The sequence below is a fragment of the Streptomyces gamaensis genome, from assembly GCF_042656465.1.
Taxonomy (GTDB): domain Bacteria; phylum Actinomycetota; class Actinomycetes; order Streptomycetales; family Streptomycetaceae; genus Streptomyces; species Streptomyces gamaensis.
Genome location: NZ_JBHSPB010000025.1, coordinates 53,012 through 64,237 on the forward strand (window position 1 = coordinate 53,012; position 11,226 = coordinate 64,237).

The window sequence follows — 11,226 nt, forward strand, 5'->3', positions numbered from 1 at the left end:
CGCTACCGGCCGAGCCATTCGGGGCGGCCCGACCCGCGGGGCACGAGGACGGTGCGGAAGGCGCCGGGCGTCCGCGACATGACGACCTGGTCCGTGACGCCCTGGTAGCGGCCGCAGGGGGTGTCCGCGGTGAAGGTGTCCGGGTCGAGGTAGGCGTGCTGTTCGCCGGTTCCGGCGAGTTCGCGCGCGTAGTCCTTGTCGAGGACGCCGAGGCTCAGGATCCACAGGGCGACCCGGGTCAGGGAGACGTGCACGCGGTAGCTGCCGCCCTCGGTGGCGCGGCGCAGCAGTGCGGCGATGATGCCGGTGGTGGCGAGCCAGGGGACGAGGTAGTCGTTGACGACCTTGATCGGGGGCAGGGCCGGGTTGTCGTCGGTGCCCTCCAGGTTCATCATGCCGGTCACGCAGCCGGCGGTCTGGTCGAAGCCGACGCGGTGCGCCCAGGGTCCGTGCTGTCCGTGCAGGCTGACGGTGGTGTGGATGATGCCGGGCCGGATCGCGGCGGCTTCCTGCGCGGTCAGTCCCCTGCGTTCGAGGTATCCGGGGCGGTGGTTGGCGTAGAAGACGTCGGCGCCGCGCAGCAGTTCGCGCAGGACGGCGTCGGCCTGCGGGTCGCGGCCGTGGTCGAGGGTGGTGGAACGGACGCCGACCTGGGCGGTGTGGTAGAGGATGTCGTTCTCGAACTGGCCGGGCCGCCAGATGTTGAGGGCGTCGGCGCCGTGCTGGGCCATGGTGCGGCCGATGGCGGCGCCGGCGATGACGTGGCCCAGGCCCAGGGCGCGGACGCCGTCCAGCGGCTGGAGGGCGCCGGGCGGCAGCGGTTCGGGGTCGCTGTCGCCGATCTTCTCGACCTCGATCAGGGGCAGGCCGGCGAGGACGTCGCGGTACTGGCGGGTGGCGAGGAACTCCCTGGTGCCGCGCAGCATCGGCATGACGATTCCGGCGTCGGCTCCGGCCTGTTCGAGCTCCGCGCCGGACCAGCGGGCGATGGCGTTGGCTATCGCCTGGGCGTCGTCGGGGGTGCCCAGCAGCTTCAGGGCGCGGGACTTCAGCGCGGGGTAGACGTTGAGGGGCATCACCCAGCGCCCGTCGCCCGCGCGGTAGAAGGAGAGAGCGAAGGGGTCGTCGGGGGCGACGAGGGGGTAGCCGCCCAGCTTCTCCCACTTCGCGTCGTAGAAGGGGCACAGCCGGTGCGGGGCCTTGCGCAGGTCCATGGTGACGTCCTGGCCGGGGCCGCCGCGGTGCTGCCACAGCCGGGCCAGGGCGACGGACTTGGCGGTCAGGCCGAGGGCGGGGGCGGCGGCCAGGCGCAGGGCGGAGGGGACGACGGGGTCGGCGCCGGTGAAGGTGACGGTGCCTCCGGCGTCCTGTGCGCTCAGGCCGACGCCGCCGAGGACGTCGTCGAGCGCGGCGTGGATGTCGAAGTCGTCCGCGCTCTCGTCGGTGACCGGGTGGTCGAGCGCCGCTTCGATCCTGTCGGTGAGGGTCGTGCTGTCGGTGGGGCTCATGCTGCTGCCTTGTCTGCCGGTTCGGGGGAGGATGCGGCGAGGGCGCGCATCAGGGCGATCTGCGCGCGGTCGCGGCGGGCGGCGAGTTCGGGGACGGGCTCTTCGGCGAACGCCTCCCGCGCCTGCGCGGTGAGGAGGGCGACGGTGGCCTCGTCGAGGGAGGGGGTGCCCAGGCCGGTCCAGGAGGCCTCCATGGCGGGGCCGAGGTGCCGCAGGAAGTGCGGCAGTCCGCCGGGGCCGCCGCCGAGGTGGAAGGTGCGGAAGGGGCCGGCGACGGCCCAGCGCAGTCCGATGGAGTCGGTGACGATCGCGTCGAGTTCGGCCTCGGTGACCACGCCTTCGGCGACCAGGTGCACGCATTCGCGGAAGAGCGCGGACTGCAGGCGGTTGGCGACGAAGCCGGGGACCTCCTTGCGCAGGATCTGCGGCTTCTTGCCGAGGGCCGTGTAGAAGTCGCCGGCCTGCGCGAGGGTCCGCGCGGAGGTCTTCTCCCCGGGGACGATCTCCACCAGCGGTACCAGGTGCGGCGGGTTGAAGGGGTGCCCGACGACGAGGCGTTCGGGGGCCCGCAGGGCCTCGGCGATCGCGGTGGCGGGGATGCCCGACGTCGAGGTGGCCAGCAGCGCGTGGTCCGGGGCGGCCTGTTCGACGGTCCGCCAGATCTCCCGCTTGGCCTCCAGCCGTTCGGGCCCGTTCTCCTGCACGACGTCGGCGTCGGCGACGGCCTCGGCCAGGTCGGGCTCGAAGCGGAGCCGGGCGGTCAGGTCCGCGGTGGGCAGGCCGAGTTCCGCGAGAGCGGGGGTGATCTCCTCCAGCCCGGCCCGGACCTGCTCCTCGGCGTCGGGGCGCGGGTCGCTGACGACGACGTCCAGGCCGTGGGCGAGGAACAGCCCCGTCCAGGAGATCCCGATCACGCCGCCGCCGATGACGGCGGCGCGGCGGTACGCGGTGGATGCGTTCATGGCGTGTGTCCTTTCCGGGCCGCTCAGTGGGCGAGGTAGTCGTGCACGACCTCGGCGGGGCTGAGGGTGAGGTCGGTGAGGATGTGGCTCGCGGCGACGACCTCGCGGACGGGCAGGTCCGCGAGCGGGGCCAGCGCGTGGGCGAACAGCTCCAGCCGGGCCGGGCCGCGGAAGGCGCTCTTGACGGTGATGTCGGTGATCCGGGTGCGGACCAGTTCGCAGATGCGCGGCCGGCCGTCGTAGCCGGGCACCGCCTTGACCATGAACGTGGGCACGCAGATCTCCGCGCGGGCCTCGGCCGGGTCCATCGGGTGGTGCTTGTAGCCCATGGTGGCGGTGGCCACGCGCAGCGATCCGTAGTCGAGGGTGCCGACCAGGGTGTCGGAGTCGACGTACAGCCGGGGCGAGCCGGCCTTCTTCGGGTACGCGCTGAGCTCCCGGCCGCTGGAGATCGCCGGGACGCTGTCGAGGTACATCGCGAGGTTGAACTCACCGTGCTCGCCCTCGTATGCGACGGGGATGACCTGGCCGGCCTCGGTGTAGTCGCCCAGTCCGCTCACATCGGGCATCCGCATGATCTCGAACCGCACCAGCGGCTCGGGGACGGACAGCGGCTCGGGGACGAGGCGGCGCAGGGCCTCGGGGTCGGTGCGGTAGGTGATGTTCAGGTACTCGCGGTCGGTGAAGCGGTACCGGGTGGGGGCGAAGGCGGGCGCGTCCAGCGGGGTGGTGAACAACTGCGCGACGTCGTGCGCGTGCATCGGTGAGGGCCTCCTCGGGTGTCACGGGAGGGGCGGAGCTGCGGAGGGTTCCGCGCGGCGCCCGTGGGACCCATGGGACTCCTCGACGACCTTTACTGTCCAATATATGGATCTAGCCGATTCGATATCCTCGTCGATATGGACTTTCCGAGACGTCTGCTCCAGCAGTTCCTGGTCCTGGCCGAGGAGAAGCACTTCGGCCGGGCCGCGGAGCGCCTCGCGATGCGCCAGCCCCCGCTCAGCCAGGCGATCCAGCGGCTGGAGCGCGGCCTGGGCGTGACACTCCTGGAGCGCGGGCCGCGCGGGGTGCGGCTGACCCCCGCGGGCGCGGCCTTCGCCGTCGAGGCGCGGCGGCTGCTGGACGCCCAGTCCGCGGCCGTGGAGCGCGTCCGGCGCGTCGCCAAGGGGCTGGAGGGGGATCTGCGGGTCGGGTATGTGAGCATCCTCAGCCACCGCGATCTGCCCAGGCTGCTGAAGGCCGCCGCCGAGGAGCTGCCCGGTCTGCGGATCCATCTGCACCAGGACTCCACCGCCGGGCTCGCCGAGATGATCCGGGCCGGCACCCTGGATCTCGCGTTCCTCCGGGACCCTTCCGCCGTCTCCGACGACCTGGTGGTGCACACCTTCACCGTCGAACGCATCGGAGCCGCCCTGCCGCGAGGGCACCGGCTGGCCGGGGCGGAGGCGGTCGACCTGGCGGACCTGCGCGAGGACGACTTCGTGCTGCCCGGCGCGAAGGCCCTGCCGGGCCTGGCCGAACAGGCCCAACTGGCCTGCCAGGCCGCCGGGTTCGCCCCCCGCTGCCGGGCCCGCGCCGACGACCTGACCGGTCTGCTCAGCTATGTCGCCGCCGGGCTGTGCGTGAGCCTGCTGCCGGAGGACCTGCGCGCGTTCCCCGTCCCCGGCATCGTCTTCGTGCCCGTGCGAGGGGCCTCCCCCTACCTGGAGACCACGGTCGCCGCCGTGCACCGCCCGGAGGCGGACACGGCCGTGCTCCGGCTCCTCGACCTCTGCCTGCGCCACACCGCCGACGCGTGACGTGGTCGCGCCGGGAGACCCGGTCCAGCGCGTGCTCGTCGCTGCCGGGCCCGGCCGGGCCGAGGGTGTGCGGGTGCACCCGGCCGCCGGGTCCCGTGGCGTTGAACGAGCCCTGGCCGAAGGTGAGTCCGACGCTCACGCAGCGCTTGCCGAGCCGGTCGCGCATGTGCGCGGGGCGGTTGGGGAGCTGCGGCGACGAGGGCGCCGGGGAACGCCCCACCCCCGGTACCGCTGTGTGCTCACTCCCGGGTTTCGGTCTCCGGCGCGTCGTGCTGCGCCAGGGAGCAGGTCAGCTGTCCGTCCTTGACGTCGCAGGCGACGGTGTCGCCGGGGCTCAGGGTGCCGTCGAGGAGCATCGTGGAGAGTCTGTTGTCGAGTTCGGTCTGGATCGTCCGCCGCAGCGGGCGGGCCCCGAACTCGGGCTGGTAGCCCTGATTGGCCAGCCACTCCTTGGCGGTGTCGGTGACCGTGAGACCGACCTGCTGTGCGTGCAGGCGCCGGCGGCTGGCCTCCAGGAGCAGGTCGACGATACGGACCAGGTCGGCACGGCCGAGGGCGTGGAAGACGACCACCTCGTCGATGCGGTTGAGGAATTCGGGGCGGAAGTGCCTGCGCAGTTCGGCCATCAGCTCGTCGCGGATCTCGTCCACCGCGCCGTGGTGGGCCAGGATCTGCTGGGAGCCGATGTTGCTGGTCATGATGACGACGGTGTTGCGGAAGTCGACGGTCCGTCCCTTGGCGTCGGTCAGCCGGCCGTCGTCGAGGACCTGGAGCAGCAGGTTGAAGACGTCGGGGTGGGCTTTTTCGACCTCGTCGAAGAGCAGGACGCTGTACGGTTTGCGGCGCACCGCCTCGGTGAGCTGGCCGGCTTCCTCGTAGCCCACGTATCCGGGCGGGGAGCCGACGAGCCGGGAGACGGTGTGCCGTTCCTGGAACTCGCTCATGTCGAAGCGGACCATGCGGTCCTCCTCGCCGAAGAGGATCTCCGCGAGGGCCTTGGCGAGTTCGGTCTTGCCGACGCCGGTGGGGCCGAGGAAGAGGAAGCTCCCGGTGGGCCGGCCGGGATCGCCCATGCCGGCGCGGCCCCGGCGTACGGCCCGGGCCACGGCGGTGACCGCCTCGTCCTGGCCGATGACGCGCTGGTGCAGCGTCTCCTCCAGTTTCAGCAGGCGTTCGCGTTCGGTGGCCGTCAGCTGCGAGACGGGGATGCCGGTGCGCCGGGACAGCACTTCGGCGATGTCGTCGGCGGTGACGTCGGCGGTGGGGGCCTGTTCGCCGTCGAGCCGGGCGAGTTCGTCCCCGGTGTCCTTCACGCGCCGTTTGAGGTCCGCCGCACGCTCGTAGTCCTCGGTGGCGACGGCTTCGTCCTTCTCCCGTTCCAGCCTGGTGAGTTCCTCCCGCAGCGCGTCGGCCTTGGAGGCGCCGTCGCCGCCGCGCAGGGCGACGCGGGCTCCCGCCTGGTCGAGGAGATCGATGGCCTTGTCGGGCAGGAACCGGTCGGTGATGTAGCGGTCGGAGAGCGCGGCGGCGGCGTCCACGGCCTCGTCGGTGAAGCGCACTCCGTGGTGGGCCTCGTAGGAGTCACGCAGCCCGCGCAGGATCTCGACCGTCTCGTCCACGGTGGGTTCGCGCACCATCACCGGCTGGAAGCGCCGCTCCAGCGCGGCGTCCTTCTCGACGTTCTTGCGGTACTCGTCGATCGTGGTGGCGCCCACGACGCTGAGGTCACCGCGGGCGAGCGCGGGCTTGAGGATGTTGCCGGCGTCCATGGCGCCCTCCGAGCCGCCTCCGGCGCCGACGACGGTGTGCAGCTCGTCGATGAACAGGATGACGCCCTTGCGGGCCGCGGTGACCTCGTCGATGACCTTCTTCAGGCGTTCCTCGAACTCCCCGCGGTACTTCGAGCCCGCCACGAGACCGGCCAGGTCCAGGGCGACCACGCGCCGCTCCCGCAGCGCCTTGGGGACGTCGCCGGCGACGATCCGCTGGGCCAGGCCCTCCACGATGGCGGTCTTGCCGACGCCCGGATCGCCCAGCAGCACCGGGTTGTTCTTCGACCGCCGGGAGAGGATCTCCACGGTCTGCTCGATCTCGTCGGCCCGGCCGACCACCGGGTCGAGGTGTCCGGCGCGGGCTTCCTCGGTGAGGTCCCTCCCGTACTCGTCGAGCGTCGGTGTGCTGCTCGGCGGGCCGGCGGGTCTGCGGCCGCCTGCCGGGCCCTCGCGCAGCGCGCGCAGGTCGGCCCCTTCGGACCCCAGGAGCCGCGCGGCCGCCGAGGCCGGGTCCTGGAGCAGCGCGGCGAGGATGTGCTCGGGGCCGATGTACGAGGCCCCGGTCTCCTGTGAGCGCGCGTGGGCGGCCAGCAGGGCGCGCTTGGCGCCCGGTGTCAGGGCCGGCTCGCCGTGGCCGCCTCCCGTGGGAAGCGAGCCGCGCAGTTCCTCGGCCAGCTCGTCGGGGTCGACGCCCGCCTGTTCCAGCAGTCCGCGCGCCGAGGGCACCTGTGTGGCCGCCCACAGCAGGTGCGCGGTGTCCAGATCGGCCCCGTCCTCGGCGGCCCGGGCCCCGGCGGCCGCCAGCAGTTCGTGCGAGGAGTCGCTGAGCAGCCGCCCGATGGGCACGCGCTGCACGGCGGGCGGAGAGGCCCCCGGGCTCATGCCGAAGAAGCGGTTGAACAGCTCGGCGAAGGGGTCGCCGCTCCCGAAAGGCGAGGTCGTCACAGTGATCACCGATCCGGCGGGTCCGCGCGCCGTGGGGCCCGTACGCTCCTGCTTCCACCATGCGGCCGGGAAGCTAGGTACGCACCTCGGCCGCGGCCGCCGCCGGGCTCCGCGGCACACCAGCCCCTGCCCCCGTCCACCGCCCCCAGCCCCCGACCGTGCGCGACACCGGCTCAGGGCCTCCGACTCCCGCCCATCAGGCGGTACATGCCGATCGAGTCGTGCGTGGCGGTGTCCGCGAAGCCGAACTTCTCGTAGAGGAAGCGCGCGGGGCCGTCCGCGATCAGTGAGACGTAGGCGGTGGCGGGCGCGCGGCGTTCCAACTCCTCGGTGAGTGCGGCCATGATGCGCCTGCCGAGGCCACGCCCCTGGTGTGCGGGGTGTTGGGCAGGGCGAGCGCGACCGCCTCGGGGGCTTTGTCCGAGAGACCCGCATCGGTGCGCAGACGGCGCTACAGGGTGCGCGACGGGCCACCGGCTTCGAGCGGCCATCGATGGCCGGCATCGTGCAACTTGCTCAGCGCCGTGTGGTCGTTGGCCACCATGACCTGTGCCAGCCGGGCTGCCGCGGCGATGACGGCATACCAGCCCGGCGAGTCCAGGTAGACGTCGTCAGCGGCATCAGCGCCGACGGAGTCCTGTACTGCGCCGTAGGCAGCGCCGAGACGTGCCATCAGCTCGACTTCCTCATCAGTGCGAAGGCTCTGCCCCAGCCAGCGAGACGGATTGTCCGCATCACAGAAGTCGTCGAACAGCACGTGCACCGTGTAGTCGAGATTCTCGAACCGATCCGGGTCGAGCCACACCTCCCGTTGCCAGGTCGGGCTGGCCAACGCCACGACGGCAGGCACGACATGGAGACGGTAATAGGGCAGCGCAATCCCGTGATCGATCATGGGCCGAGGGTAGTCCCCGCGATCCGTGGACAGTGTCCCGGGGAAACGTGGGCCGTGCCGTCGACCGGGGCCCGGGCCGGGGTGAGGGTGACGGGGCACGGCCTGCACACCCGCGCCCCGGACCGCGTATCGCGGGGCGCCCGGCGCGGACGTTCGTGCCGGCTACAGGTGGTCGGCGGACGCGCGGGGCTGTGGCAGGAGTCCCTGGCCGGCCGGGAGGAGGGAGACCGTGCGTTCGGGGGCGGGGATGCGGATGTCCTCGGCGCGGTAGCGCTGGTGCAGGCGTTTGATGAACTCGTGCTTGACGCGGTACTTGTCGCTGAACTCGCCGACGCCGAGGATCACGGTGAAGCCGATGCGGGAATCGCCGAACGTGTGGAATCGCACCGCGGGTTCGTGGTCGGGGACGGCGCCGGTGACGTCCTTCATCACGCTCGCGGCGACGTCGAGGGTGATGCGCTCGACGCGTTCCAGGTCGCTGTCGTAGCCGACGCCCACCTGTACCGTGACGGACAGCTTCTGCTCGGGCTGCGTGAAGTTGATCATGTTCGTGCCGGCGAGCTTGGCGTTCGGGATGATGACCAAGTTGTTGGACAGCTGCTCGACGACCGTGTTGCGCCAGTTGATGTCGACGACGTAGCCCTCCTCACCGCTGCTGAGGCGTATGTAGTCGCCGGGCTGGACGGTCTTCGAGACGAGGATGTGCACCCCGGCGAAGAGGTTGGCGAGCGTGTCCTTCAGGGCCAGGGCGATCGCCAGTCCGCCCACGCCGAGGGCGGTGAGCAGCGGGGCGATGGATATGCCCAGGGTCTGCAGGACGATGAGGAAGCCCATCGCGAGGACCGCGATGCGGGTGATGTTGACGAAGATCGTGGCCGATCCGGCCACTCCGGAGCGCGACTGCGCCACGGTCCGCACCAGGGTGCCGATGACCCGGGCCGCGGTGAGCGTGGCGACGAGGATCATGAGGACGGTCACGACCTGGTTGACGGCCTGCCCGGCCGTACGGGTCAGCGGCAGGGCCGCGGCTGCGGCCGCCACGCCGGCGGCGACCGCGCCCCACGGGGCGAGCGTGCGCAGCACGTCGACGATGATGTCGTCGCCGCTCCACCTGGTCCTGCGGGCCCGCTCCCCGAGCCGGCGCAGCAGCACGCGCAGGACGAGCGCCGCGGCCAGTCCGGCGGCCACGGCGATACCGGCGACGACGACGTCGTGCAGGGTCAAGTCCCGGTTCACCGGCGTCCCTTCCCCGTGGGGAGCGGGATGGCGGCGGTGCGCGCCGCCGACGGCCGGAGACAACGATTCTCCACTCTGTACCTACTTGTTCTCAAAGGACACGAATGCGCGCCGGGCCATGGAGGCGTCCGGCGCGATCAGTCATCCTGCACTACGCCGACGCCGTGTTGTGCGGCGAGCCCCACACGTAGATAAATTTGACTAGACAGCCGCGCGCCGCGCCGTACGAGGAGACACCGTGACCGTCCTGCCCGACACCGCCTACACCCCCACAGCCGAGGAACTGGCAAGCATCGAGGAGTGGTTCGCCGAGTACGACGCCGCGGCGGGCCGGCGCGACATCGAGCGCATGGCCGACCTCGCGGTCTTTCCGCTCAACCTGGTGAGCGACGACGCCACGGGGCAGGGCGCGAGCGCCCAGTGGGACCGGCGGCGGTTCGTCGACACCATGACCCGGGTCATGGGCGGCGGGCCGGAGGACATCACCTTCGAGTCCACCCGCACACCGGTCTTCCTCGGCCCCGCGATCGCCGTGGTCTTCACCGACTCGGTCATGACGGCCGGGGAGCACACGCAGCGCCTGCGCTACGCGGACGTCCTCGTCAGGCGGGGCGGTTCCTGGGCCTTCCAGACCATGATCCAGGGCGGGTGGGGCGACCGGCTGCGCTGACCCGCGAGCGCCCCGAACGGCTCCCCGGCCGTTGCCGGGTTCCCGGCCGGCCCGCCCTCGGGCGGGAGTTCAGGCCACCGCGTTGACGAGTTCCTGGCGTTGGCGGTCCCCCAGGCCGCCCACGCGCCGGTCGGGGTCGATGCCGACCTGTTCCATCAGGGCCGAGACCTTGGCCGGGCCCAGGCCCGGGATGGCGCGCAGCAGTTGACTGACCTTCGTCTTGGCCGCGACCGGGTCGGTCTTGGCCTTGGTCAGGACCTCCGAGAGCTTGGTCTTCCCGGCGCGGACGGAGTTCAGCAGGGCCGTACGGGCCTGGCGGGCCTCCGCGGCCTTCTTCAGCGCGGCGGTGCGCTGCTCGGGGGTCATGGAGGGCAGAGGCATGGCTTCCTCACGGGTGTTCACGGGTGCGTTGACTGAATGTCACCGAACTCTGCCGTACGGGCTCGTACCCGCACAACGCGCCGCACGCAGTGACGGACGGGGATTTCTCCGACATCCACCCGGAGAGCCGTGCGGGGTGCGGGAACAGCGCGGGCGGACACGCGGTTGGAGCGGATCGACCGGCCACGGCCACCCGTACCCGAGCGAAGGAGCATTCCATGGACCGGACCACTGCCGCCGGACCCGCCGTCCCCCGATCCGCTGCCCCCGACGGAACCGACGGGAGCGACGGCCTGCGGGGCCGTACGGTCGTCCTGATCGGCGGCGGATCCGGGATCGGGCTCCGGGTCGCGCACCGGGTCGTGGCGCAGGGCGGGCGGGTCGTGCTCGGCGGGCGTACCGCGGCACGTCTGCGGACCGCGGCCGCCGGTCTCGGCGGTGCGGCGACGTGGCGCACCGTGGACACCGGGGACAGCGCTTCGCTCGCCGCCTTCTTCGACGGGATCGAGCGTGTGGACCACCTCTTGACGACGGCGGCGTCCTATCGGGTCGGGCCGATGCGCGAGTTGAGCGAGGAGGACGCCGCGTCGCCCTTCGCCTCCAAGTTCTGGGGGCAGTACCACGCGGTGCGGCTGGCGGCGCCGAAGCTGGCGCGGGACGGTTCGGTGGTGCTGATGTCGGGCGCCGCCTCGGTCCGGCCGGTCGGGCCCGCTCCCGCCTATGTGGCGTGCAATGCCGCGATCGAGGGGCTGGGCCGGGGTCTCGCGGTCGAACTCGCTCCCGTCCGCGTCAATGTCGTCGCGCCCGGCACCGTCGACGGGCACCAGTGGGCGGGCCGCCCCGCCGCCGACCGTGAGGCCGCCTTCGCGCAGTACCGGCGCGACGCGCTGCTGCGGCGTCCGGCGACCGAGGAGGAGATAGCCCAGGCCGTGGTCTTCCTGTTCACCAACACCTTCACGACCGGATCCACCCTCTACACCGACGGCGGCTACACCCTGCGCTGACGTGCGCGCGGGCCGTCCGCCACAGCCTCCGCTGCCGCTCGTGTGGCACAACTC

General features: G+C 72.1%; 10 protein-coding genes and 2 pseudogenes. 3 read left to right on the top strand and 9 right to left on the bottom strand.

Annotation, left to right across the window (positions count from 1 at the left end; genetic code table 11):
* Positions 1-2 precede the first annotated feature (2 nt).
* The 3 genes from ACFP1Z_RS29165 to ACFP1Z_RS29175 are packed head-to-tail and all read right to left on the bottom strand — an operon-like array spanning position 3 to position 3,231.
* Entirely contained in the window at positions 3-1,508 is a 1,506-nt protein-coding gene (locus ACFP1Z_RS29165; RefSeq protein ID WP_390320696.1) for a CoA transferase, read from the bottom strand.
* On the bottom strand, positions 1,505-2,470 hold the full coding sequence (locus tag ACFP1Z_RS29170; RefSeq protein WP_390320698.1) for a 3-hydroxyacyl-CoA dehydrogenase family protein: 966 nt from the start codon (positions 2,468-2,470) through the stop codon (positions 1,505-1,507). The genes ACFP1Z_RS29165 and ACFP1Z_RS29170 overlap by 4 nt, the downstream gene beginning before the upstream one ends.
* 23 nt (positions 2,471-2,493) lie before the next feature.
* A complete protein-coding gene (locus ACFP1Z_RS29175; RefSeq protein ID WP_390320700.1) occupies positions 2,494-3,231 on the bottom strand; it encodes an acetoacetate decarboxylase in 738 nt (245 codons plus the stop codon).
* 138 nt (positions 3,232-3,369) lie between these two features.
* On the opposite strand from ACFP1Z_RS29175, the gene ACFP1Z_RS29180 reads away from it, so the two are divergent.
* Positions 3,370-4,269, top strand: a complete 900-nt coding sequence (locus ACFP1Z_RS29180) for a LysR substrate-binding domain-containing protein (RefSeq protein WP_390320702.1) — start codon at positions 3,370-3,372, stop codon at positions 4,267-4,269.
* Positions 4,270-4,324: 55 nt separating this feature from the next.
* Here ACFP1Z_RS29180 and ACFP1Z_RS29185 read toward each other — a convergent pair.
* The 5 genes and pseudogenes from ACFP1Z_RS29185 to ACFP1Z_RS29205 all read right to left on the bottom strand — a co-directional run.
* Positions 4,325-4,435: pseudogene (locus tag ACFP1Z_RS29185) on the bottom strand (hypothetical protein); the annotation flags it as partial.
* Positions 4,436-4,508: 73 nt separating this feature from the next.
* Positions 4,509-6,986 (bottom strand): ATP-dependent Clp protease ATP-binding subunit, encoded by a 2,478-nt coding sequence (locus ACFP1Z_RS29190; RefSeq protein ID WP_390320703.1) that lies wholly within the window; start codon positions 6,984-6,986, stop codon positions 4,509-4,511.
* Between the two features lie 173 nt (positions 6,987-7,159).
* Positions 7,160-7,431 (bottom strand): annotated as a pseudogene (locus ACFP1Z_RS29195) (GNAT family N-acetyltransferase).
* A gap of 6 nt (positions 7,432-7,437) precedes the next feature.
* Positions 7,438-7,881: an SCO4402 family protein gene (locus ACFP1Z_RS29200; protein WP_390320705.1), complete on the bottom strand. Its 444-nt coding sequence runs from the start codon at positions 7,879-7,881 to the stop codon at positions 7,438-7,440.
* 162 nt (positions 7,882-8,043) lie between these two features.
* Positions 8,044-9,117 (bottom strand): mechanosensitive ion channel family protein, encoded by a 1,074-nt coding sequence (locus ACFP1Z_RS29205; RefSeq protein ID WP_390320706.1) that lies wholly within the window; start codon positions 9,115-9,117, stop codon positions 8,044-8,046.
* Positions 9,118-9,355: 238 nt separating this feature from the next.
* Between ACFP1Z_RS29205 and ACFP1Z_RS29210 the strand changes: the two genes are divergently transcribed.
* A complete protein-coding gene (locus ACFP1Z_RS29210) occupies positions 9,356-9,787 on the top strand; it encodes a nuclear transport factor 2 family protein (protein ID WP_390320707.1) in 432 nt (143 codons plus the stop codon).
* A 69-nt stretch (positions 9,788-9,856) separates the two neighbouring features.
* Here the strand turns inward: ACFP1Z_RS29210 and mihF are convergent, their stop codons facing one another.
* Positions 9,857-10,168 (bottom strand): integration host factor, actinobacterial type, encoded by a 312-nt coding sequence (gene mihF / locus ACFP1Z_RS29215; protein WP_390320708.1) that lies wholly within the window; start codon positions 10,166-10,168, stop codon positions 9,857-9,859.
* A 218-nt stretch (positions 10,169-10,386) separates the two neighbouring features.
* On the opposite strand from mihF, the gene ACFP1Z_RS29220 reads away from it, so the two are divergent.
* On the top strand, positions 10,387-11,172 hold the full coding sequence (locus ACFP1Z_RS29220) for an SDR family oxidoreductase (RefSeq protein ID WP_390320709.1): 786 nt from the start codon (positions 10,387-10,389) through the stop codon (positions 11,170-11,172).
* The last annotated feature ends 54 nt before the right edge of the window (positions 11,173-11,226 follow it).